The sequence below is a fragment of the Fodinibius salipaludis genome, from assembly GCF_002287075.1.
GTDB classification, from domain to species: Bacteria; Bacteroidota; Rhodothermia; order Balneolales; family Balneolaceae; genus Fodinibius; species Fodinibius salipaludis.
Genome location: NZ_NSKE01000001.1, coordinates 171,237 through 196,907, shown reverse-complemented (window position 1 = coordinate 196,907; position 25,671 = coordinate 171,237). Strand labels below are relative to the sequence as shown.

The 25,671-nt window shown below is 41.9% G+C and carries 18 protein-coding genes; 12 read left to right on the top strand and 6 right to left on the bottom strand.

Annotated features, from left to right (window positions below; genetic code table 11):
* Positions 1-17: 17 nt before the first annotated feature.
* The 12 genes from CK503_RS00800 (at position 18) to CK503_RS00745 (ending at position 14,325) form a co-directional block, all read left to right on the top strand.
* Positions 18-650 carry a hypothetical protein gene (locus CK503_RS00800; RefSeq protein ID WP_095604881.1) on the top strand — a complete coding sequence of 211 codons (633 nt, stop codon included), beginning with the start codon at positions 18-20 and terminating at the stop codon, positions 648-650.
* Positions 651-707: 57 nt separating this feature from the next.
* Positions 708-1,478, top strand: coding sequence for a tetratricopeptide repeat protein (locus tag CK503_RS00795; protein WP_095604880.1), 771 nt, complete (start codon positions 708-710; stop codon positions 1,476-1,478).
* Between the two features lie 87 nt (positions 1,479-1,565).
* Positions 1,566-2,540 (top strand): 6-phosphofructokinase, encoded by a 975-nt coding sequence (gene pfkA / locus CK503_RS00790; RefSeq protein ID WP_095604879.1) that lies wholly within the window; start codon positions 1,566-1,568, stop codon positions 2,538-2,540.
* A gap of 24 nt (positions 2,541-2,564) precedes the next feature.
* Positions 2,565-4,340 carry a glycoside hydrolase family 13 protein gene (locus tag CK503_RS00785; RefSeq protein WP_095604878.1) on the top strand — a complete coding sequence of 592 codons (1,776 nt, stop codon included), beginning with the start codon at positions 2,565-2,567 and terminating at the stop codon, positions 4,338-4,340.
* Between the two features lie 2 nt (positions 4,341-4,342).
* A complete protein-coding gene (locus tag CK503_RS00780; protein ID WP_095604877.1) occupies positions 4,343-4,879 on the top strand; it encodes a peroxiredoxin family protein in 537 nt (178 codons plus the stop codon).
* Positions 4,876-5,757 carry an aminotransferase class IV gene (locus CK503_RS00775; RefSeq protein ID WP_095604876.1) on the top strand — a complete coding sequence of 294 codons (882 nt, stop codon included), beginning with the start codon at positions 4,876-4,878 and terminating at the stop codon, positions 5,755-5,757. Before CK503_RS00780 ends, CK503_RS00775 begins: the two co-directional genes overlap by 4 nt.
* 2 nt (positions 5,758-5,759) lie before the next feature.
* Complete coding sequence (gene pabB, locus CK503_RS00770) at positions 5,760-7,043, top strand: aminodeoxychorismate synthase component I (RefSeq protein WP_095604875.1); 1,284 nt, start codon at positions 5,760-5,762, stop codon at positions 7,041-7,043.
* Between the two features lie 160 nt (positions 7,044-7,203).
* On the top strand, positions 7,204-8,223 hold the full coding sequence (locus CK503_RS00765; RefSeq protein WP_095604874.1) for a LacI family DNA-binding transcriptional regulator: 1,020 nt from the start codon (positions 7,204-7,206) through the stop codon (positions 8,221-8,223).
* 53 nt (positions 8,224-8,276) lie between these two features.
* Entirely contained in the window at positions 8,277-8,939 is a 663-nt protein-coding gene (gene pgmB / locus CK503_RS00760; protein WP_095604873.1) for a beta-phosphoglucomutase, read from the top strand.
* 39 nt (positions 8,940-8,978) lie between these two features.
* Entirely contained in the window at positions 8,979-11,300 is a 2,322-nt protein-coding gene (locus CK503_RS00755) for a family 65 glycosyl hydrolase domain-containing protein (protein WP_095604872.1), read from the top strand.
* Positions 11,301-11,332: 32 nt separating this feature from the next.
* Entirely contained in the window at positions 11,333-12,715 is a 1,383-nt protein-coding gene (locus CK503_RS00750) for an alpha-amylase family glycosyl hydrolase (protein WP_095604871.1), read from the top strand.
* Between the two features lie 44 nt (positions 12,716-12,759).
* A complete protein-coding gene (locus CK503_RS00745; protein ID WP_095604870.1) occupies positions 12,760-14,325 on the top strand; it encodes an MFS transporter in 1,566 nt (521 codons plus the stop codon).
* A 451-nt stretch (positions 14,326-14,776) separates the two neighbouring features.
* Here the strand turns inward: CK503_RS00745 and CK503_RS00740 are convergent, their stop codons facing one another.
* The 6 genes from CK503_RS00740 to CK503_RS00715 all read right to left on the bottom strand — a co-directional run bounded on the left by CK503_RS00740 (position 14,777) and on the right by CK503_RS00715 (position 25,647).
* Entirely contained in the window at positions 14,777-16,639 is a 1,863-nt protein-coding gene (locus tag CK503_RS00740) for a glycoside hydrolase family 13 protein (RefSeq protein WP_095604869.1), read from the bottom strand.
* A 507-nt stretch (positions 16,640-17,146) separates the two neighbouring features.
* Entirely contained in the window at positions 17,147-19,987 is a 2,841-nt protein-coding gene (locus CK503_RS00735; protein ID WP_095604868.1) for an alpha-amylase family glycosyl hydrolase, read from the bottom strand.
* Positions 19,988-20,055: 68 nt separating this feature from the next.
* Positions 20,056-21,453: an alpha-amylase family glycosyl hydrolase gene (locus tag CK503_RS00730; protein ID WP_141239846.1), complete on the bottom strand. Its 1,398-nt coding sequence runs from the start codon at positions 21,451-21,453 to the stop codon at positions 20,056-20,058.
* Between the two features lie 27 nt (positions 21,454-21,480).
* Positions 21,481-22,869, bottom strand: a complete 1,389-nt coding sequence (locus tag CK503_RS00725) for an alpha-amylase family glycosyl hydrolase (RefSeq protein ID WP_095604866.1) — start codon at positions 22,867-22,869, stop codon at positions 21,481-21,483.
* 105 nt (positions 22,870-22,974) lie between these two features.
* Complete coding sequence (locus tag CK503_RS00720) at positions 22,975-24,045, bottom strand: SusE domain-containing protein (RefSeq protein ID WP_095604865.1); 1,071 nt, start codon at positions 24,043-24,045, stop codon at positions 22,975-22,977.
* A 36-nt stretch (positions 24,046-24,081) separates the two neighbouring features.
* Entirely contained in the window at positions 24,082-25,647 is a 1,566-nt protein-coding gene (locus tag CK503_RS00715) for a RagB/SusD family nutrient uptake outer membrane protein (protein ID WP_217988288.1), read from the bottom strand.
* Between the last annotated feature and the right edge of the window lie 24 nt (positions 25,648-25,671).

Sequence of the window (25,671 nt, the reverse complement as noted above, 5' to 3'; positions counted from 1 at the left end):
GCAATTAATATGCTGCTATGGTTAAAAGGAAGGTATTTTATGTATTCATTATTTTTGCAGTAGCTGTTAGTTTTATTTCATGTTCTGAGGAGAAAGAGCAAAAGGTTGATAAACAGTATCTTGATGCTCAAGACTATTCCACCTTTAAAGAGAATACAGATCAGGAATTAAAAGAGAGTAGCAATTCGGAGAATTTAGCGGATAATTTAGTTGAAGTATCAGATTGTGCTTCTGTTTCAACTTTAGAAATGCCTTTTTCACTTAATTGGGAGGTCTTGAAAAACCTATCATTGAAGGCAGATCCGTGCAATGTAGAAGAAGAACATCAGACGTTAACACTGGTGGCTGAACAAACTTTGGAGGCTCAGACTGTGCGTTGGTTTTTGCTGGATTACCAGTCAGTTTATACGAATGCAGAAGTTATTGTTGCTACGTTTAGTGATAATGAATTACGAAGCTTTAGCACTGTTGGAATGTATGAGAAAATTCCGGCTCACAATATCCAGACAACGATTACGGTAAACGGGGAAGGGAATTCGATGTTAATTCGATCGGAGACCATTCGGGACATCAAGTATCCGGTGGAGCAGAAAAACACCATCACAGTCGAATATAAAATTAATGCCAAGGGTAGTATCAATGAGTTGTGATAAATATATTATCCTGATTAATATCGTTTAACAATAGCTTTGATATAATTTTACGTTATGAATTTATTTAGAAAAGGTATTATTGTTGCTCTTGCTATTTTTGTTTTTCCATTACTGCTTTTTGCCCAGCAAGATCTTGTGGATAAAAAACAACGGGCCGATTCTCTTTATGAATCTTTTCAGGAAGAAGAGGCGCTAAAATTATACCGCGATATTCTGGAAGAAGAACCTAAAAATTACAAGTCACTGTGGCGAGGCAGTTTCTTGTATTCCCGGGTTGGCAACAGGTTGAGTGACGAGGATGATCAGAAAGAATATTTTAATCATGGCATTGATCTTGCCGAACGGGCTCTTCAAGTAGATTCTACTGATGCTCAATCCCATTTTGTGATGTCGGTTGCCATGGGGCGTAAAGCGCTTATTTCGGGGGCTCGTGATCGTGTTGCGGCATCCAGATCTATTAAGAAACATGTGGATAAGGCCCTGAAATATGATGAAAATCATGCAGGTGCCTGGCATGTACTCGGACGCTGGCATTTTAAGGTAGTGAACTTGAGCTGGGTGGAACGGGCAGCAGCAAATACGTTATTTGGTGGTATTCCTGGAGATGCAAGTAACCAAAAAGCTGCGGATGCTATCCAAAAAGCAATCGATTTTAACGATAATAATATTCTGTATTACTATGATCTTGCCAAGGTATATGAAGAGATGGGGCAGGATCAGCAAGCAGTTGAAACTTGCGAAAGGGCGGTAGAGCTGAAAAGTCGAACGCCCGACGATCCCATGCTAAAAGAACAGTGCAGAAAACTTATTTATGATCTTCAATAATTGTTATATTTAGCGCTCAAAATTAGACCGTTGATAGCGGTATTTAGCTTATCTGAATAATTAAGAATTTCAATCCTACAGTAAATAATGGAACGAATAGGTGTATTAACCTCCGGCGGAGATGCGCCGGGGATGAATGCCGCCATACGTGCGGTGGTACGAACTTGCGTATATTACAACATAACACCCTATGGAATTTATCAGGGATATGAGGGATTGATCCAGAATGATATCAAAAAAATGGACGCCGGGTCAGTAAAGCATATTATTCACCAGGGCGGAACGGTTTTAAAATCTGCTCGCAGTCTCGATTTTAAAACCGATGAAGGGATGCAGAAAGCCTGGGAAAATATCCAGAAGCATAACCTTGACGGCCTTGTAGTGATCGGAGGGGACGGAACCTTTACCGGTGCCATGGAGTTTGGGGAGAAGTTTGATTTACCCATTGTTGGAATACCCGGAACGATTGATAATGATATCTATGGTACTGATTTTACCGTGGGATTTGACACGGCTGTCAATACGGTTGTGGAAGCAGTGGATAAAATTCGCGATACGGCAACGTCTCACAATCGATTGTTTTTTATAGAGGTAATGGGACGCGATGCCGGATTCATTGCAGTCTATTCGGGTATTGCAGCCGGGTCCGAGGAGATCCTTATTCCCGAAGAAGATCGGGGAGTTGAAAAGCTTTTTGAGTCGCTGGCAAGAACCTCGAAACGAAATAAGTCATCACGACTTGTTATTGTGGCTGAAGGAGATAATAACGGCAGTGTCTATGATCTCGAAGAAAAAGTGAAGGATGAGTTTGGGGATCGCTACGAAACCAAAGTAACGATTTTGGGACACGTACAACGGGGGGGGCGGCCGAGTTGTGCCGATCGCGTGTTGGCAAGCCGGCTTGGTGTTATTGCTGTTGAAGCTTTACAAGATGGCAAACGGGATATGATGGTTGGTATTCGTGATCGGGAGATTCGCTATACCGACTTTGAAAAGGCGACCAAGCAAAATCCTAAAATGGATAAAGAGCTGCTTCGTATTGCTGATATTATTTCGATTTAAAAGTGTGTATGCCGATATAATGTAATGGAAAACGATCTCGAAAATACATCCCATAATGGAAATCCGGTTGATACTTCTTACCATGCTCCGGAATGGGCGAAGCATGTGGTTTGGTATCAGATTTTTCCAGAGCGGTTTCGGAATGGAGATCCATTCAACGATCCTATACGTGAAAGAGTAGGCGGACCTAAGGGATGGAAAATATCACCGTGGACCGGTGACTGGTATAAACAGGCTGATTGGGAGAAATCATTGGGAGATTCTTTTCGTAATGGCGTTTTTAAACGTCGTTACGGCGGTGACCTGCAGGGTATTATTGATAAGCTTGATTATTTACAGGAGTTGGGAATTGGAGGGATCTATTTAAATCCTGTATTTGACGCAGTGTCTCTCCATAAATATGATACCAGCCACTATCACCATATTGATCGTTTTTTTGGTCCCGATCCCGAGGGGGATGTGGAAATTATGAAGCAGGAAGATCCCGAAGATCCGGATACCTGGCAGTGGACATCAGCGGATAAGCTATTTTTGAAGCTTATTGAAGAGGTTCATAAACGGGAGATGAGAATCATCATTGACGGAGTCTTTAATCATACGGGAACTGATTTTTGGGCTTTTAGGGATGTAATGAAGAACCAGTCCAAATCTCGGTATAAAGACTGGTATTCTGTCAATTCGTTTGCGGATGACAACGGCCAGAAGTTTGATTATGACGGCTGGTGGGGCGTGAAAAGCCTGCCTGAATTAAAGGAAGTAGATGAGACACTGGTAAAGCCCGTACGAGAGCATATTTTTGCTATCACGCGTCGGTGGATGGATCCTGATGGGGATGGTAACCCGTCGGATGGCATCGATGGCTGGCGGCTGGATGTCCCCGAAGAAGTTGGACAAAAGTTTTGGAAGGAATGGAATGCATTGGTTAGACGTGTTAACCCCAATGCTTATACCGTGGGAGAAATATGGACAGAGAAGGGCAGGGAATGGGTGAACGGTGAGCTCTTTACCGCAGCTATGAATTATCCATTTACCGAAGCAGTTCAAGATTATATGATTGATCAATCGGTGTCGGCTACTGATTTTATAAAACGCCTGCGATCAATTAGAGAAGGAGTACCTGATGAAGCTAAACTGGTGCAGCAAAATCTGATGGATAGTCACGATACACCGCGTGTGGCTTCGATGATTGTAAATCCAGGTCGTGAATTTGATACGAAGACCAAGCCAAAAGAGGGTTTTGACGTCCGTAAACCAAATCCCGAAGAACGTCGCCTGCAAAGACTCATTGCGTTATTTCAATATACCTATGTGGGAGCTCCCATGATATTTTACGGTACGGAAGCCGGAATGTGGGGGGCTGACGATCCCGATGACCGGAAGCCGATGGTGTGGCCGGATCTCGATTATGAGCCGGAGGCTACCCATCCGTTGGACAAAGACCGCCCTGCTGATGAAAATTATTTTGATGAGGGGTTATTTAACTGGTATAAGAAATTGGGGGTGATCAGGAATCAGCATTTAGCACTGCGAAAAGGAGAGTTTCAGGAACTGCTCATTGAAAATGATGCGAATGTATTTGCGTTTGTTCGATTTCTAAATAAGAAGATGTTTTGCTTAGTGGTTGTTAATCGTTCAGAACAGACACAAAAAATTAGAATACCACTTAATCATTTTGAAGTTGAAGAAGGGAAGCATCTTGAGAATATGATTACCGGGAATCGTGTGGAGGTATACAACAGCAAAACATCAATTACCCTCCCGCCAATTTCTGGTGCTGTGTTATCCCCCGAGAAGAATTAATTATGCGTATAGATCCCAAACATTTTAATACTTTTTTACTCATTGTAGCGGTCGTAGCCGTTTCCCTGATTTCTTATTTTATCGTTAGTAACCGTACTGCTGAAAAAGCTGATTTTAAGCAGCGTATGTTTGCACAGGATTCCCTTCAAACAACTTGGTGGAATAATGTTCAATCAGACGATAGTGTTAAAGTAGCCGATTTTGAAGGTGCATATGTTGTGTTGGATTTATGGTCAAACTGGTCGGATGCTTCACTGAAATCACATACGGAATTGGCAAAAATTAAACAGAAACATCCAGATGAAGTAGAGGTTTTGGCCGCTGCTGTGGGACTTCAAAAGCAGGAGGTGGAGCGGTATATCCAGAAACATCAGTTCCCTTTTCATTTTGTTGCAGGTTCAAAACAGTTTTCTGAGTTCAATATGCCCGGATTACCCGTTCAATTTGTGTATGATCAAAAACTTGACCTTAAACATGTGTTCTTGGGATATTCGGATGACCGTCAATACGATAGCTTACGGGTACTTATAAAAAAATGAAAACCAGCAATAACTGGGTTATTTTTGATGGCAATATTACTCCGGCAAACCGGCCGGTGGTGCCGGTGGTTTCTCGAGGACTGATGTACGGGGACGGTATTTTTGAAACCTTAAGAACTTATAAAGGCAAAACCGTTCTTTTTGAAGATCATATCGCTCGCTTACATTCCGGAATGTGTATTTTGGGAATGAAAGTTGATCCTGAATTAAAAATTGGAGCAATTAAAGAACAGCTAAGGAAACTGTTGAAAAAGCAGCAGTTATTAAGCACTGATGCTATTGTTCGTATGCAAGTATGGAGAGACGGTCAACGGGGGTATCATCCGCAAGATAAGAGCGATATACATTATTCAATAACTGCTTCGGTCTGTCCCGATAATTTTTCTACTCCCACATTGGCTACTGTTGATAGAAGGCGCGTTCCTTCCCGGTCGATACCATCATCAGTTAAGTTTACGAACGGGATTAACTATATCCTGGCTGCTCAGGAGGCTGCGGAAAGAGGAGGGGATGATGCCCTGATGCAAACAATTGACGGGTTTATTTCAGAAACCACCATTGCTAATATTTTTTGGGTCAAGGGGAATACCATTTTTACACCTGATGAAGAATGTGATCTTATTCCCGGAATCACCCGAAATATCGTTTTAGAAATAATAGAAAAAAGTAATCGGTGGAAATATAAAGAAGGAAAATATTATCTTGATCATCTTTTGGATGCCGATGCTGTGTGGATTTGTAATTCAGTCCGAGAGGTATTAGCTGTAGAAACAGTTAATAATCAAGACTTTGCTGTTGATCACCCTGTAATAGGCGAATTGCAAAACCGATATACTCAATTTCGCAGAGATAACGGAAACCTACTAAAACGTAATTAGGGATGGTCGATCTGCTTACATTGACGCAGTATTTTGCCTCCCGGGGTGATGTGATTTTATTACAGTCACAGTCTGAAGACCACCCTTCATCCAATGTATCTTATTTGGCGGCGCAGCCTGAGTCTATTATTAAGGCGCATGGCAATCAAATAATTGAAATTACGGGTGTCGAAGAACAGCAGTATAATCAAAATCCGTGGGACGCCTTACAGAGTTTTCGAAACCGAGTGGATAGCTGGTTATTTGGCTATTTGGGATATGATTTAAAAAATAATATCGAGCAGTTAGACTCTTCCAACCCTGATCCGGTAGGAGCCGGGGATATGTACTTCATGGAGCCCGGCTTTTTACTTCGGTACGATCACAAATCCCAAAAGGAGGAGTTGATTATAGGAGATATGCCATCAAAAGATGAAATTATTGATTCGGTTATTTCTTTGAAGGAAGAATGTGAACTTGGAAGGCTGAAACCTCAGACAAGCCGGCAGCGTTATATTCAAAAAATTGAAAAGTCGCAGTTTTTGATTACAGAGGGAGATTTTTACGAAATCAATCTTTCACATCAAATGATAGCCCCTTTTAAAGGTTCTGCACTGCAATTATATCAAAGGATGCGTGAAATAGGTCCCGTACCATTCGGAAGCTTTTTGCAATTTGATGAACTATCGGTTTGTTGCCAGTCGCCTGAGCGATTTCTTAGGAAGAAGGGAAGTACCGTTTATTCGCAACCTATTAAGGGAACAACTAAACGGGGAGCATCAATTAACGAAGATGATATTTTAAGAAAAGAATTACTTTCATCAAAGAAGGAGCAGGCCGAAAACCTGATGATTGTTGATTTGGTTCGGAATGACTTAAGTCGGATTGCAAAGGAGGGTACGGTTAAAGTCCCTGAGCTTTTTGATATACAGTCATTTGGAACGGTACATCAGATGGTATCTACCGTTACAGCCGAAGCGAAGGAGGAAGATCCGGTAAATATTCTCCGGGCTTGTTTCCCGATGGGATCAATGACAGGAGCTCCTAAAATAAGTGCCATGGAAACTATTGAAGAACTTGAAGATTATAAGAGGGGGATATACTCTGGTGCAATTGGATATATAACCCCTGGCGGAGATTTTGATTTTAATGTGGTTATTAGAACAGCGATCATCAAAAATAATTATTTATATTATGGAGTAGGGGGCGCAATCACCGGTGATTCTGATCCCCAGAAAGAATGGGAAGAAACACAGATTAAGGCTCGCGCGCTTTCGGATGTATTTGAGAACTGTGAAGAAAAGTAATTACTTTAATAAAATGCTGTTATATAGCTATGAAGGTCTATTTTAGGGATATAAATGAGTAGTTGCGAAATCCTTAAAATTAGTTGTTATTAGAAATGTAAGCCCTTACATTTTTTACATAAACTGTCATTTTAATCAGGATATTTAGAGGGATAGACAATTGGCTGGAAGTACAATATATGACATTGCAAAAAAAGCGGGTGTAAGTATTGCCACCGTTTCTCGTGTTGTTAATAACAGTGATGGAATTGCGGATAAAACAAGAGAGAAAGTATTAAAAGTGGCTGATGAGCTGGGATATTATCCGCAGGCCTATGCACAGGGACTTGCGCGTAAGAAAAAGAATATAATTATGGTAGTAGTGCCGGTGCTGTCCAATTACTTTTTTATGGAAGTGTTGGCAGGTATTCAGGATGAGATTTCCAATTACAATTATGATCTGAATATTTTTAATGTACAGAGCAATGGGAAAGATAACATGTTTCCCCAGGTAAAGAATATTATAAAGCGCCAGTGGGCCGACGGGTATCTTTTTATTTCAACACATTTGCGAGATACAGAACTCGAGCAGTTGCAAGATTATGACATGCCGATTACGCTTATCGATGAGTCTTATCCCGGGATGGATTCTGTTTCTGTCGATAATGAGGAGGGTATCGAAAAAGCAATGAATTATTTCTTGGAAAATGGGTTGACCCGCATAGCCATAATCAGTGCAATGAAGACCTCAAAACCCGGCAGAAAGCGTATAGAGGGATATGAGAAGGCACTTAATGAAGCAGGAGTTACTGTTGAGGAAGATCTTATTGTTACGGGAGATTCTATGTATCGAGATGGCTTTTCGGAACAGAACGGTTACGAAGCAATGATTAAGTTACTGGAATTGCCGAATCCTCCGCAAGCCTGTTTTTGTACTTCCGATATACAGGCCGTAGGTGCGATGAAAGCAATGGAAGAAAAAGGGATGGAAATACCCATCATAGGCTATGATGATATAACGATTTCGAATTATATAGGTTTGTCAACCATTCGTCAGCCAATGTATGATATGGGTACGCTGGCTACTAAGAAACTGATGAAAAGAATGAAAAATAGAGAAGCAGAGCCCGAGCATAAGGTTTTTGCACCGGAGCTTATTCTGCGCTCCTCTACCGAAAAAGAAATAAAGGAAAAGGCGTGATAAATATATTGGTCTGTAGTAAGGAAATAGAAGTTCAAATTATTTTGTGATTTATGGTTAAAGTTGATGCATGTATTTTTGATTTAGACGGCGTTATTGTTGAAACATCAGATGCCCATTTTAAAGCTTGGCAGCGACTTGCTAAATCCTTGGGAATTTCATTTGGTGAAGAATTTAATGAACAGTTAAAAGGAGTAAGTCGACGAAAATCCATTGAGAAAATTTTAGCTCTTGACGATCGTGAATTGCCCGAGGAGGAGATTCAACAACTGATGGATAAAAAGAATGGTTGGTATCAGGATGCTATCGCTGAATTAACGCCCGATGATATCTTGGAAGGTGTGCCCAGTTTTATAGAATCATTGCAAGGGATGAATATTCCGCTGGGTATCGGATCATCCAGCAAAAATGCACCCTACATTATTGACTATCTGCAGCTTAATGATACTTTTGAGGTTATTATTGACGGTACAAAAGTAGAAAATACCAAGCCTGATCCAGAAGTATTTCTGAAAGGAGTAAAAGCAATGAATGCCGATCCGTCAAAAACAATCGTCTTTGAAGATGCTGTTTCCGGAGTGGAGGCAGCCAATAATGGTGGATTTATGAGCGTAGGTGTTGGTTCCGAAGAGTATTTGGGGGATGCTGATTTGGTTGTCCCGAATTTTATTGGACTGACGCCTAAAGAATTGTTTGAAAAACTTAGCGACGAGTAACAGGTAAGTAACAATATTTTGATCTAAAATTTTCGATATATGGACAAGTATCTGGAAACTGATGAATGGAAAATTATTGAAGAAGGTTTTGATCCCCAGCGCCAACGCTCATCGGAGAGTATTTTTAGCATTGGTAACGGACATATGGGGCAGCGGGCCAATTTTGAAGAGCATTACAGCGGCGATTCGCTACAAGGCAGCTATATTGGGGGCATTTATTATCCTGATCCTACTAAAGTAGGGTGGTGGAAAAACGGTTACCCCGACTATTTTGCCAAGGTACTTAACTCAGTAAATTGGATTGGCATTGATGTCTATGTGAACGGAGAACAGTTAGATTTGGCTGAATGTTCGGTCACGGATTTTACGCGCACCCTCGATATGAAACAGGGATTGCTACAGCGCAGTTTTGTTGCCGAGCTGCAAAGCGGCAATAAAATTGCGGTGGAAGCGTGCCGATTTGTAAGCATGGAACGAACCGAGGTGGGAGTCATAGAATATAAAATTAAGGCGCTGAATTTTTCCGGTACTGTTAAACTTGCGCCCTACATAAACGGGGAAGTGTATAATGAAGACGCCAACTATGATGAGATTTTTTGGGATGAGGGAACACAGGATTCTTTTGATGATGGCGGTGTGGTAACAACGAAAACGAAAAAGCTTGCTTTCCATGTCGCAGCAGCAATGAAAAATACCGTCCAAAAAAATGGAAAGTCACTGGATCTTGAAGCGACCGCTTCCGTTTCCTCAATGTATGTTGATCAGGCCTATGAGATCTCAGTTGAGGAAAATGACGAAGTTCAACTTCAGAAATATGCCGTAGTTTCTTCTTCTTTGAACCATGCTCGTAAGCGCTTACATTCCCATACTAAGCAATCAGTAGACGATATAGCGAAGGTCGGTTTTAAGCAATTAAAGAAGGAGCATACCGATCGCTGGCTCAATATTTGGAAGGGGAGTGACGTGCATATCGAGGGGGATGACGAGGCCCAACAGGGTATTCGATTTAACATTTTTCAGCTGTACCAAACATATACCGGTGAAGATGAACGCCTAAATATTGGTCCCAAAGGGTTTACAGGTGAAAAATACGGCGGTTGTACATACTGGGATACCGAAGCGTATTGCTTGCCGTTTTATTTGAATACTGCTCCCGACAAGGTAGCCCGACAACTGTTGTGGTATCGTTACCGACACCTGCCCAAGGCAATAGAAAATGCCCAAAAGCTTGGGTTTACCGATGGGGCAGCATTGTATCCCATGGTGACAATGAACGGGGAGGAGTGTCATAACGAGTGGGAAATCACGTTTGAGGAAGTTCACCGCAACGGTGCTATCGCTTATGCGATTTACAATTATATCCGTCATACGGGCGACGAATCGTACCTCGAAGAAGCCGGCTTGGAAGTTCTGATTGCTATCTCAAGATTTTGGAGTCAACGGTTTAACTTTTCTGAAAAACGTCAGAAGTATGTAATGCTGGGAGTAACGGGGCCGAATGAGTACGAGAATAACATCAATAACAACTGGTATACTTCGTATATCGCCTGCTGGTGTATGCGCTATACGATGGAAGCCATTGAAAAAGTGCGCGATGAGTCCCCGGAACAGTTTGAGGAAATTCGCCAAAAAACCTCTTATGATGATGCTGAGACAGAGCACTGGAATGATATTTTAGATCGTGTTTATCTTGGTGAAGATGAGGACTTGGGGATCTTTTTGCAGCAAGATAATTATCTGGATAAAGTTCAGCGTACGGCCAGCGAGTTAGACAAGAGCGAACGACCTATTAATCAGCACTGGTCTTGGGATCGAATTCTACGCTCCTGTTTTATCAAGCAAGGTGATGTGGTGCAGGGGCTGTACTTTTTTGAGGATCATTTTGATGAAGATACTATCCGCCGCAATTTTGATTTCTACGAACCGAGGACGGTGCACGAGTCGTCACTTTCGCCCTGTATTCACGCTATAGTTGCTTCAAAGCTGGGTTATAGTGATAAGGCCTATCAGCTGTATTTGCGTACGGCACGCCTCGATCTCGATGATTACAACAAAGAGGTACACCAGGGATTACATATCACGAGTATGGCCGGTACATGGATGTCGATTGTAGAAGGCTTTGCCGGAAAACGGGCCAAGGAAGGAAAACTGCATTTTTCACCGTCGCTGCCTGACGAATGGCAAGCCTATTCTTTTAAAATACTGCACAAAGGCAATCGACTGAATGTTCGGCTTGAACCGGAACAGGTTATCATAACCTGTGAAAAGGGCAGTGGTTCAACCTGTTATGTTTATGGAGAAAAATACGAGATTTCTCAAGATAAAGAAGTTATAATATCAGCGCCTGTACTGAGCAAATAACATATTTTAAGATCAACTAAAATAATACCGCTATGAATAATCGTTCCCCATTTTATACCAGAATAGTCCCGCTCGTTTTACTGCTTTCCGTATCGTTACTGACGTTGGGATGCACTGAATCGATAGAAGAGGATGTTCAGGCCCGAGATCATATTGAGCATCCGGAATGGTCGAAAAGTGCCAACATGTACGAAGTAAACATCCGTCAATATACCGAGGAGGGCACTTTTGAAGCTTTTCAGAAACACCTGCCACGTTTAAAGGAGATGGGCGTTGATATCCTGTGGCTGATGCCGATTCATCCTATTGGAGAAAAAAAGCGTAAAGGCGAGCTGGGCAGTTATTATTCGATTCAGGATTATACGGCCGTCAATCCTAACTTCGGCACGATGCAAGATTTTAAGGCTCTTGTCAAAGCAGCGCATAAGCATGATATGAAACTCTTTTTGGATTGGGTTCCGAATCATACGGCGTGGGATCATCCGTGGACGGAAGAGCATCCTGAATATTACATGAAGGATTCTACTGGAGCAATTACGTATGAAGCCGATTGGACCGATATTGCTCAGCTCAATTATGAAAACAAAGAGCTTTGGGATAAAATGATCGATAAAATGAAGTTCTGGATTGAGGAGACCAATATTGATGGTTATCGCGTGGATCATGCGGGACATGATATTCCGCTGGATTTCTGGAAGAAGGCTATTCCCGAGGTTAATGAGGCAAAAGAAGATTTCTTCTGGCTGGCAGAGTGGAACACCCCCGATATGCACCCTTGGTTTGATGCAACATACACCTGGGAATACTTTCATCTGTCAACTGAGATAGCCCAGGGCGATACCTCGGTTGGTACAATTACGGAGTACATGGCCCAGGAAGAGGAGCGTTTTCCGGAGCATGCCATGCGACTTTATTTTACTTCCAATCATGATGAAAACTCCTGGAACGGTACCGACGAGGAACTCTTTGGTGATAATTTCGAAAACTTTACTGTGATGGCTGCAACCATTGATGGTATGCCGCTGGTGTACAGCGGACAGGAGACCGGTCTTGATAAGCGCCTGGAGTTTTTTGAAAAAGATCCCATTGAGTGGGACGGATTTGAATACGAGGATTTTTACCGAACCTTGTTTGAGTTAAAAGATCGTAATGAAGCACTCTGGAACGGTCAGTACGGCGGTGATTTTGTTGCGGTTCCTACAGAATCAGCGGGACAAACATACGCTTATAAGCGAGTAAAAGGCGACCATGAAGTTTTTGTGATCCTTAATTTCGAAGATAACGAACAGGATATTTCTTTTCCGAACCTTGAGGACTCTGCCAGTTATACCGATGTATTTGGCGGAGAAGATGTTACAGTGGACAGTGAAGGAGTGACGCTCGAAGGTCATAACTATTTAGTGCTTGAAAAGTGATTCCGCTTGCAAATACTCAAATCTGATATGCAAAAAGTGACGCTATGAATAAGAAAAATGAAAAGCCGAGATTAAGTTTTTGGGAAATATGGAATATGAGTTTTGGGTTTTTGGGCATCCAATTTGGATTTGCTCTCCAAAACGCAAACGTCAGCCGTATCTTCGAAACGCTCGGCGCCAGCGTTGATGATATTCCCATCCTTTGGATTGCCGCTCCCGTCACAGGTTTGGTTGTGCAACCCATTATTGGTCACCTTAGCGACAAAACCTGGAATAGTTTCGGACGTAGAAGGCCGTATTTCTTGGTTGGAGCTATTTTTGCCTCATTGGCGCTGATTATTATGCCTAATTCGCCCGTTCTCTGGGTGGCGGCCGGTATGCTCTGGATTATGGACGCCTCTATCAATATTTCGATGGAGCCGTTTCGCGCTTTTGTAGGGGATATGCTTCCCGCTGAACAGCATACCAAGGGTTTTGCCATGCAGACTTTCTTTATTGGTACGGGAGCTGTTATTGCATCGGCATTACCTTATATCATGACAAATTGGATTGGATTGTCGAACACCGCTGCGCCAGGAGAGATTCCCGCTGCAGTTAAATGGTCGTTTTACATTGGTGGGATTACATTTCTGGGCTCGGTACTTTGGACAGTCTTTAAGACCGAAGAATATCCTCCCGAAGAGTTGGAGCGGTATTCAGAGAACGAGCCGGGCGAAGGTTCAATCATTGATGCTGCCAAGGAGGCTGTTGATACAGGTAATGCCAAGCGGAAATTAACGGCTGCCTCAATTCTAATAGGGGTCGGATTAGCTTTAACATATTATATTTACGGAGCCAATTTTGAGCAAGAGTTATATATATTCAGTATTGGCGTAGCTGTGTTTGGACTGGTAATGGGCGTAGCCGGATTTATGCAAAAAGTGCTGGATAAGGACGAGCACGGTTTAGTTGTTGTAGTTTCTGATTTCTTAAATATGCCGAAAACGATGGTTCAGCTTTCGGCTGTGCAGTTTTTCTCATGGTTTGCACTATTTGCCATGTGGATCTATACCACGGCGGCCGTAACTTCTCATGTGTACGGGACAAGCGATACTACCTCGGTACTTTACAATGAAGGTGCTGATTGGGTGGGAATCCTATTTGCTATCTACAATGGTTTTGCAGCTCTTATTGCATTTGCCTTACCGTACTTTGCTAAATTGACAAGCCGTAAGATTGTACATGCCATTTCTTTATTGATTGGAGGAATAAGCCTTGCGAGTATCTACCTGATAAGTGATCCGATGATGTTGATTCTTCCCATGTTAGGAATCGGTATAGCTTGGGGCAGTATCTTAGCCATGCCGTATGCAATTCTTTCCGGAGCTATTCCCTCAAAGAAGATGGGCGTGTATATGGGACTTTTTAATTTCTTCATCGTGATACCCCAGATTGTGGCTGCCAGTATTTTAGGGACGATGCTCAGAAATCTCTTTAACGGCGAAGCAATTTTTGCCCTCATAGCAGGAGGCGGAGCAATGGCCTTTGCAGCACTAATGATGATTTTTGTGGATGATAAAGCTGCTCAGGAAATGAATGAATCAAGTGAAGCCATTGAGCCAGCGGAATAATTTATATATTTGAGCCAACAGGTTTTATATTCTTTTTTTTGAGAATCAACAAAAAACATCCTGCACTATAAAAGTGCAGGATGTTTTAATTTTATTCGGGCTTGATCGGAGTGGCACTCCGATCTACAGCTTTATTCCAATTCTAAGATAAGTACCCATCGAGCCGGGATTTCGAGATTATCGAGAGTATAGGTTTATCTGGTTCCGTACCTCTGGTGCGGAACCAAAAGAATAAGAGAGATATAGTTGTTAGGGCTCTTTTCGTTCCATAGTCGAGCTATGCAACGAGATATCTTCCATCGTTTCCGTACCCCTACTGCCGAAACCGGTAAAAAGTAGATTATGAAAGGATGAGTTGATCCCAAAGACAAATGCCCGGCACTTTTAAAGTGCCGGGCATTCAATCTTTAACTTTGATCTGCCTTGATCAGAGTACCACTCTAATCTACGATTATTTTAATTCCAGGATGAGTACCGATCGAGCTGGAATCTCGAGATCATTTAACATATAGGTTTTATCTGTAATGATGTCCGTTCCCTTTGTATAACCATCGAGTCGCTCGTAATAGTAATCGCTATCTAAGGACATTGCTTCTTCGCTTTTATTGAATGCCACCATCACTGATTTTTCTTCGTTATAACGAAAATATACATAAAGGCCATCATGTTTGGGGGCGTACTGCATCAGTTCACCGGTATGAATAACAGGATTTTCTTTACGCCAGTTGACCAGCTTCTTTACAAATGCTTTTGCTTCTCTTTGCTTATCAGATAGCCCTTTACCGGTAAAACCATTTTTAGTATCACTTTCCCATCCGCCGGGAAAATCCTCCCGAATTTGTCCGTGATCGTGTTCTTTTTCATTGCTCATCAACAGCTCAGTACCGTAATAGAACTGGGGAATACCGCGTATCGTCATGATATAGGCCAATCCCATTTTATACAGGTCTAAGTCCTGATTCACCTGGCGATAAAAGCGATCCATATCGTGATTTTCAGGAAAGATCACCATGTTAAAGGGATTTGCGTATGCATAGTCTAAGCTCAAGGTCTCATAAAGATCAACGAATCCGCTGCCCCAGTTTTCTTCACTGGTTAGAGCATCGACAAGGGTAGTCTGGATAGGGAAGTCCATCAGGCTGGGCAGGCAAGAGCTAAAGTTCTCGGGTTTGTCGCTTCCGCGCTGCCATTTAGATAATACCAACGGATCAACGGACCATTCTTCGCCCACAATATTAAAGTTGGGATATTCTTCCATGATACGGCACGTCCACTCAGCCATAAATTCCTGTCCGGCGTAAGGATGTGTATCGTGACGAATGCCTTGCAGTCCGGCATATTCAATCCACCACAAACTGTTGTAAATCAGGTAGTCAGCCAGCAGGGGATTATCCTGATTCAGATCCGGCATCGATTTGACGAACCATCCATCGGTAAATACGTTCTTATCCTTTTCCGAGGCATAGGGATCATGCAGGGTGGTTCGGCGGTGATTGGTTTGCTGATACTCATCCGGATAATGCACCCAGTCCTCGGTTGGCAGATCATCCATCCACCAGTGGTTAGAGCCCGAGTGATTCATAATCATATCCATGATCAGCTTAATGTCTCGTTTTTCAGCTTCTTTGCTTAGTTTTTTATAGAGCTCGTTGCTGCCGTACCGCGGATCCACTTTGTAATAATCCGTAGTGGCATAACCGTGGTAGGAGGAGCTTTCCATCGCATTCTCTTTCACAGGATTGAGCCAGATGGCCGTAAAACCCATATCTTCAATATAATCGAGATGGTCAATAATACCCTGAATATCCCCGCCATGACGTCCATAGTCGTCATCTCTGTCGAGGCTATCTGCATATCCCGCTACGCTGTCGTTACTGGGATTGCCGTTCGCAAAACGATCGGGGGTAATCAGGTACATCACGTCTGAGGAGTTGAACCCTTCTCGCTGCGCTGAATGTTGCTCCCGTTCTTTGAGCTCATAAGTGTGGCTAAGCTCCTGTTTTCCATCCTTTAAGAGGGCAATATCAAAGGTTCCGGGCTTGGTATCTTTGGAGATATTCAGATACACAAACAGGTAGTTATCGTTTTCTACTTTTTGGATGCGCTTAATAGTTACTCCATCATAATCAACAGCAGGAGAGAGGTCCCCAACATCATCACCGTAGACCATGACTTGCAGCTCGGGATTCTCCATCCCTACCCACCAGTGGAGGGGTTCGACGCGCTCAATGGCATAATCCTGGGCATGGCTTGAGGTGAATCCAAATAATAAGGCAAATGCAGTTAATAATAGAAAGCGGGTTATACGTTGCATGGCTGGATATTTACAGTGATATGTTAATGAGTGTTGAAATTATAAATAATAAATGATTGAAGCCTTTGAAATACCTGTCTGCCGGTTATTGTGAACTGTCAGATGAATGCTTTGTAAAACCGTCCGACTACAAATACAGTGTTCGGAAGGAGGATATTTGTACCTATAAACGTCTTTCTAATATCATTTAGCTAAGTGTTTTAGTTATTATGAATTTACTGTCAATTCTCCTGTCCTCCTTCTCCAAGGAGGAACTTTTTGTTTTTATTATAAGCTTTCAATCAAATGGGAGCACTTAAAAGTCCCTCTTAGAAAAGAGGGATTTAGGGAGATTGAATGAGCCTTAAAGAATTAAGTACTAATTTCTCAGTATTGACTTAATGTACAGCTTCACGGTTGTATAGTCGTGAATAGGTAGTTGATTGTAATCATATCTTAATTCTTTAGGTTTATTTTAATTAGTAATTAATTTGAATAGTTCTACCGTAATACTTTCATGAACAGTAATTACTTAATCATCATCATTTTTCGGTCCTCGATCTGGTCTCCGGCGTACAGGCGGTAAATATATACTCCGGAAGATAAATTGGATAGATCAACGGAAATTTCTTTACCAGTTCCGGCTGTCTGTTGACCCAAGTCCTGTTCAAATACCTTTCGACCCAAAATATTAAAAACTTCTAAGTGCACTTCAGTATTTTCGTGCAAATCGAAGGGGATAGTCGTAGATGGATTAAATGGATTGGGATAATTTTGATGGAGCTTTAATTCCTCAACGGATTCACCTTCTCCGCCACCATTGTTATTTTCAAATGAAACGGGATTACCTGACGGTGTCTCGAACTTTTCAGTAGTATAAATATGAAATTCACCGGGCTTCATAGTTATTGTTGTATCAGTATCATTTACCGAGAGCGTATCGCCGGAGAAGAAATTGTACCAGTCCCCGGATTGGGTGAATTGCGGCTGTATTTCGTTATCAGTGACACCAAAATTACCTGCAATAGTAACTTCCAGCTCCGGATGGCTTATTGTGATGCGTTTGGTGGCATCATCAACATCCATCGTTACATCGGAGGTTTCAGAGGTAAAAGCTTCATGCGAATTGCGGAGTCGGATAAGCGCTTTGTAGGTGTCGTAAAGTTTTTTGCGTTCCTCATCCTCAAAATACTCCCAGCGAATGGGCTTTTCTCCCGTACGGCCGTTTTGATTGATATCCACCTCGTATCCCAGTTCCCCGAACTGCCAAAACATCTTGGGGCCCGGTACGGTAAAGAAGAACGCTGACGATAGCTTAATTCGATTTAAGGCCGTACTTAACTCAGTAATATCATAGGATCCGCTGCTATTACTGTTACCATAATTGAGATTTTCGTACATGAGGCGCTGTTCGTCATGGCTCTCCATATATCCCACTAAATTGGGATTACTCCAGTTACGGTTCTTATGGTAGACCCTCGAAAAATCACTTTCATCCTGGTATCCCATGGCGGCCTGTTTGTAATTGTGGTGCATGTTACCCCAGAGCAGCATGCCGTAGTCAGCTAATTCCTGTTCTTCGCTGTTATCAGTAAGGTGCTCCAGGATTACATAAGAGGAATCATCCACTGCCCACTGTCTGTCGGCCATCCGTTTTAAAATGCGGATGCGATCCTCATCCCGAGCCCAGCCATCACCGGAATTTTGCGTAAAGCCTTTGGTAAAGTCGAACCGATAGCCGTCGGCATTAAATTCCTCCAGCCAGTAGCGCGTTACCCGATCTACGTAGTACTGGGTAGCTTGGGATTCGTGATTGAAATCGTATCCCCAGGAATATGTTTGATTGGGAGATTCGACATTCAGGTATGGATTCTCCGTAGTAGGCTGACCGTAATCGCCCTCGTTCCAGAGCCGTACCAAAGGTGACTGTCCATACACGTGGTTTAGCACGATATCCAAAATAACGGCCATACCTCGGGAATGGGCCTCGTCGATAAAGGCTTTAAGATCGTCGGCGGGTCCGTAATATTTGTCGGTAGCAAAAAGGAAGGCGGAATTATACCCCCAGCTGATATTGCCCTCAAATTCCATCACCGGCATTAGTTCAATAGCATTAACGCCCAACCGATCGAGGTAATCGAGGGTGTCAGTCAGGGTTTGGTAATCATGGTTTTCGATGAAGTCCCGAACCAACAATTCGTACACAACCAGCTCATCTTTATCGGGACGATCATAGTTTTGGTGCTGCCACTGGAACTCCGTTTTTCCGGGCTGCAGAACACCCACTGCGAAATCCGTTTGGTCGCCGGGGTAGGGTTTTAAATTTGGATAGGTTTCTTCGCTGATATGTTGGTCGTCAGGTTGCAATACCTTTTCGGAATAGGGATCGGCAACGCGTATTTCACCATCCACTAAATACTGAAATCCATACTCTTGGCCCGGATTAAGCCCGTCAATTTCGATCCAGTAGTAGCTACTGTCGGCATTCACTGTTTCAGGATTCATAAAATACTCCGGCTGTGGCTGCCAGCTGTTAAAATCACCAAGTACGTACACAAATTCTTTATCGGGGGCAAAGAGGGAAAGGCGAACAGTGGAGTCATCTACATAGGTGATACCATCTTTAAGGTTTTGCGGGCGATTTTGTTCGACAATTTCGGGATTGATAACTAAGCTTTGATTAACTTCATCAGTATTGGAACCCTCCGTACCTTCCAGCTTGATTTCAAAATTCCCCTCATTTTGGGGAGTGTATTCATATTGCAGTGTATCGTTATTAACTTGGGTTACTTGCTGCCCGTCAATTGAGAGAGATAGCTCTACGCCAGAGGCCTCAGAGGATGCGACGCCTTCAATATCGACCGTGCTGCCTTGTTCATAAAAAGCGGGATCTTTGGTAGGTTGGGTAAACTTTACGTTAAACTGATTTTGATAAACTTCAGCAAAAATATCCTCGCCACCGGTGGCTTTTCCTTCTAAGGATCCATCGCTATTGCGGAATACAAAAGCCATCTGCTCGATTGTTTCTCCATCCGGTACACCATAAAATTCTCGAATAGTAGGGGAGATTTCCAGCTCATATAAGTTATCTCCAACGCGTTCCAGCTTGGCTTTTTCAATGTTTTCATCCCATTCTGCTATAACATATTGCCAGTCTGAATTATCTGCACTTTCATCAGTAATTACACCGGTATGAGCATACACATCGCCAGTATGGTCTTCCAGACCGCCCGTACCTTCGGTAGCATCAAAAGTAATGGTTACCGACTGACCGGCCGTGGGAAATTCGGGAGTGGTGGTAATAACCTGGGCGTTAACAATCGAAAATAGACCCAGAATAAATAAGAGGGTAGTGGCTATACGTTGCATAAAAAAGAGTTAATAAAAAAGCCCACCCATCAATGGGATGAGTGGGCTTTGGAAGTTTACTGGCTAACTTATTTTTCCAGTACCAAATAATCCCAAGAACTTAATTCAATAGGATCACTATTTATGGTGAATTCTGATTCTGCAAAAATATCTGTATAGGTTGTTGATTCTATGTCTTGTAAAGTGACGGTTTGACTCTGGTCACTTAGATTTAGAAGAACCAAAACTTCATTTTCTTCTTTCACACGTCTAAAAGCGAAAATATTACTGTTATTTGTACTTATTCTTTCATAGTTCCCCCCAGCTTCTCCATTCCATAAAGCAGGATTATTTTGATTTAGCTGAAGAAGCTTAGTGTAAAACTCTTCAAGTTCATAACCGCTCCATTCAATTTGGTCTTTTTGGAAGAATGCAAGTTCTTCGTCTATACGTGCTTCTTGGCCATTATACACTAATGGCATGCCATTCAGGGTACTTGCTAATACAGCCATCGTTTCTAGAGCAGGACCATATCGATCAACTGCAGAATTTTCCCATGAATTTATGTCGTGATTACTTGTGTAATACATCCGATAATCAGAATTATCAAACTGATCTTGCTCGTTCAACATGTAGGTATGGATTGCATTGGGACCGGCATTCCCATCAGCAATTTGATGAGTTAGATTGGGAAAACTCCAAGCGTAGGACATATCGAAAGCATGCTCATGGAATTCAGGCTCCTCTGCTTCCGCAAGTAAAAAGGTTGGCTTGATTTCGTTAAGGTCATGTCTTACTCGGTTCCAGAAATCCATAGGTACACCGCTGGCAAAATCTGCACGAAATCCATCAATATTAAACTCTTCAACCCAATAACTCATTTCATCAACCATTTCATCACGCATGTCTTCTATGTTGTAATTTAGCTCAATTACATCAGACCAATCTTGCGGAGTAACAAAATTCCCGTTTTCATCCTTTGTATACCAATCAGGATTAGATTCAGTCCATACATGATCCCACGCGGTGTGATTAGCTACCCAGTCTAAAATAACTTTCATATCATTGTTATGGGCTGTTTGGACCAGTTCTCGAAGATCTTCTTTAGAACCGAATTCAGGGTTAACTTCTCCGAAATCTTGAACAGAGTAGTAGCTACCGAGTTCACCTAGCCTGTTCTCTTCACCAATTGGATGAATAGGCATTAACCACAATACTTCAACTCCCATCTCTTTTAAACGAGGGATATCTTCAGTAAAAGCGTCAAAGGTTCCTTCCTGTGAATATTGACGAATATTTACTTCATAGATGGTAGCATTATTTGCCCACTCCGGATGTTCTACTGGTGAATAGGAGATAGGTTCTTCGGTATCGTCATCATCAGATCGGGTTGGTTCTGTGCTTGTATTACATCCACCCAGAATAATTAAAAACGATACTAAAAGAAGTATTGGCTTATTCAATTTCATGGTATCACCTCGTAGCAAGATATAGGTAAATTTTTAATTTTGGTGCTACTTCTTTAAAACTCGATAGCCCCACGGATCCATATCAATGGGTTCCTCTCCAATTTCTAGATTACTCTCAGAAAATACATCGGTGTAAGTGGTGTTAGGGAAATCCTTAAGTGTTACAGTTTGTTTTTGATCACTTAGATTAAGTAGTACAAAAACTTCATTATTATTTTTAACACGTTTATAGGCATAAATTTCATTTTTATTGTTAGTGTTTACTCTTACAAAATCTCCACCGGCCTTTCCATTCCAAAGAGCAGAATTATTTTGATTTAATTGAAGAAGTTTTGTGTAAAACTCATCTAGTTCAGAACCTTCCCAACGAATAGTGTCTCTTTGAAAGAATTCTAGTCGTTTATTGATACGGGTTTCTTGACCACTGTAAACAAGAGGCATACCATCAATGGTACTGGTTAATACTGCCATAGCTTTTAATGCAGGCCCATAACGTTCTACTGCTGTACCATTCCATGAGTTTTCATCGTGGTTGGAAGTAAAGTACATTCTATATGCGTGGTTTGGAAAAGTAGAATCTTCCCAAGCCATGTATTGGTCGATATCTTTTGGACCGGCACTGTCATGTGCAATCTCATTGGTCAGTTCATGGAATTTCCAGGCATAGCTCATATCAAAAGCCTTATTATGATGATCAGATTGTTCTGCTTCGGCCAACATAAAAACGGGTTTGATCTGATCTAACTCTTCACGTGCACGGTTCCAAAATTCCGTAGGTACATCCATCGCATAATCAGCACGATAACCATCAATATTGGCTTCTTTTACCCAGAATTCCATGGCATTTACCATGGCATCACGCATTTCGTGATTGTCAAAATCCAATTCAATAACGTCGGACCAATCTTCGATAGGAGGCTGAAAATTCCCATTTTCATCTTTAGTATACCATCCAGGATGTTTTTTAGTCCAAATATGATCCCATGCAGTATGATTAGCTACCCAGTCTAAGATAACTTTCATATCATTTTCGTGAGCTGTTTTGACTAACTCTTTTAAGTCTTGAATAGTACCGAATTCGGAGTTAACCGCCTTGTAATCCTTTATAGAATAGTAACTCCCTAATTTACCCTTCCGGTTTTTTTCTCCAATAGGATGGATGGGCATTAACCATAAAACTTCTATCCCCATTTTTTTTAGCCGGGGAATATGTTCTTCAAAAGCATCAAAAGTACCCTCAGGTGTATACTGGCGAACATTCACTTCGTAAATTGTTGCATTTTTAGCCCACTCAGGATGTTGAAATTCACTTGCCTCCGTAGTTAATTGGTTGGTCTGTGACTTTGACTGTTGAGAGCAGGCAGAGCTAAATACAAATATGACTAAGAGCAGGAACAGATTAAAGAAAGTTTTGGTATTCTTGAAGTTTTTCATTGGTTGATAATTTTACCTAGGCTGAATGTTTTAACTTTAGGAGACCAAGGGTTAAGAAAAAGGGCCCACCTATTTCTCTAATCGTAGATGAGCCCAATTTATTTATTAGTTCTGTGTTACTGTATAGGTGTAATTAGTGCCATTTAGATCTATCTCGATGGTATAGTTACCAGCTTCTGGTATATTTATAGCACCGTCAGTTTGGATTAGATCTCCCTGAAGAGCGTCAGCATTGGCAGGGCCATAATTGATATCCCAAGCATCATTTGCTCTAAATTTAAGAGCACCTGAAGTTAGATCTGTTGTTATAGACCATGTTTTTGAACTTGAGTCAAAAGTCATATCCTGATCTGAATTCCAGTCATCAGCAGTAGCTGTACCAATAATTCCCCATTCTGTTCTAACAAGTGAATACGAGAGATTAGGAATATCCGCATAGATTTGATAGTAGCCAGCCTGACCGATGCTGATATTGCCTCCATCAAACTCAAGGGTACCGCTATTATCTGGTGTTCCCCAGTTGCTGTCCCAACCTGTATTTGTACCTGTTAGCTTGAATCCGGCTCCAGAACTGAAATAGACATAGCCTTCGTAGATGTCACCTCCACTCACACTGCCCAAAGCAGGTGCATCTCCGGGTGTCCAGTCGCTACCATATCCACTTCCCGATTGATAGCCTCCTGGCACATAAATGGCAGGACAGAACTGACATAGTGAGTAGGGAGTGAACCCAAGGGATATAGGTTCGGATACTTGCTCCTCTACTGAGTCAGCGATTGTTGCTACAACTCGAAGATCTAGGCTAGTTTCTTGGTCCGCTGGCAAGTTTGCCCCAAGAAGTGTTATGTTCATGTTTTGAACAGTTATTGACCAGCTCGTTTGATTAGTGGTAGCTAATTGCATTGGATTAGCAAAGTTCCCACCTTGCGTAGTATCCAACTGAATAGCATAGGTCGTAACAGTTGAAACTCCATAATCAGGTGCTGTCCACTCCATTGTCATAAGAGTATCAGCTGCATTGTCTTCCAGCAACGTATAACTTTGTCCAGATTCTGGGGCAGTAATAGAGGGAGACCCTGGATCAGTTGTATTTGCTACTGGCCCCAATTCACCTTTGTCACAGGATACAAAGGTGAACAAACCGAGTATCGATAGTATTATAGTTAAATTCTTCATTGTCTTAGTCCTTTAAAATTCGAATTGTGTATTAATTTAGTAACCCGGATTCTGTGTTAAATTTGGATTTGCATTTATATCAGAAGATGGGATTGGGTAGAGGTTGTATATTGCATCTGTAGCGGTACCATCTTTTTGTTCACCTTTCCAGGACCAGATATAGTCAGAACCAGTAAACATTCCGAATCTAATAAGGTCTGTTCTCCGGTGATTTTCCCAATAGAGTTCTCTAGCTCGCTCATTAATTAAAAACTCGAGGTCGAGCTCTGAAGATGTAATATTTCCTGAAGCGTCACCATAAGCTCTTTCTCTGATATCATTAACCAAGCTTAATGCTTCGCTATTATCACCACCTTGCCCACCTCTTTCGATGGCTTCTGCATACATGAGATAGACATCCGCCAATCGGAACATGGGAAAGTCAGTGTCTACAAATGCAGGGCGACTACCAGGTTCGCCATTAGAAGTTATATTCTGCCATTTGGTTACAGCATATCCATGCTGAAAGTTAATAGGATCTTCGATATCCAAAGTTTGACCATCTGTAAAGAACATAGCTCTTGAATCATTATCCAGATCAAACTTATTAACAAATTCTGGAGTAACCCGATTGCCAGCCCAAGGGCCATCAATTCCGAAGTTACTTGCACTCATATTACCGCCTACTGAAGCATGTATAATGTAGTTAGTATTACCGTATGATTGCATGTTTTCACCGTCACTAGGAACCGCGAAAATTATACCATTTGCAGTATGGTTGTCTGCCAAGAATAAATCTTGGTAATTATCTTCCAATTGGTATCCACCTTGGTCAATGACCCGCTTGGCATAAGTAATAGCCTCAGTGTAGTGGGGTTCGCCAATATATACTTCAGCATTTAAGTAAAGCTTAGTAAGGAGAGTCCATGCTGCTGCACGATTAGCACGACCATATTCACCTTGACCAGGTGCTGAAAGTTGATCTTCAATAGCAAGTAATTCATTTTCGATATAATTAAATAAGGAATCACTGCTAATTGAAGGAGGATTGTAAGCTCCTACACCGTCATTTTCAGTTACGAAAGGTACTCCACCACCATATAGGTCAAGTGCATGCCAATAACTTAAGGCCCTTAAAAACCGTGCTTCGGCATTATAAGTTTGAATGGTTGGATCATTATTACCTTTAGCATTGCGAATAAATTCATTGGCAAGTGCAATCTCATAATATACACGACTGTACATCATGAACACAAAGCTGTTTGAAGCACTCCAGCTTTGAAAATTGTAGGGTTGAAAGTTTGGATTATCCCAAGCCACAACCACCTCATCGGTAGACACGACTTGTGCTGCAAATAATTGTCGCATATAGTTTGAAAACCCCTCGTCATCACTTTGAATGTCAGGAGCTCCTGAACCTCCTGACTGACCAGTGAGAGCAAGGCCAGCATACAATTTTGCTAATACTTGCTCATAGTCTCCTTGGGTTTCATAAACTGATACCGAAGTTTGTACATCATTATCCAACGGCGTAGTACTTAAGTCACCTGTACATGATGACATAAAAGCCATCAAAGAGGTGAATACAAGTATTGATAGAATTTGGTTTTTTATATTAAACATAATCTTCACCATTTAAGAAATTCC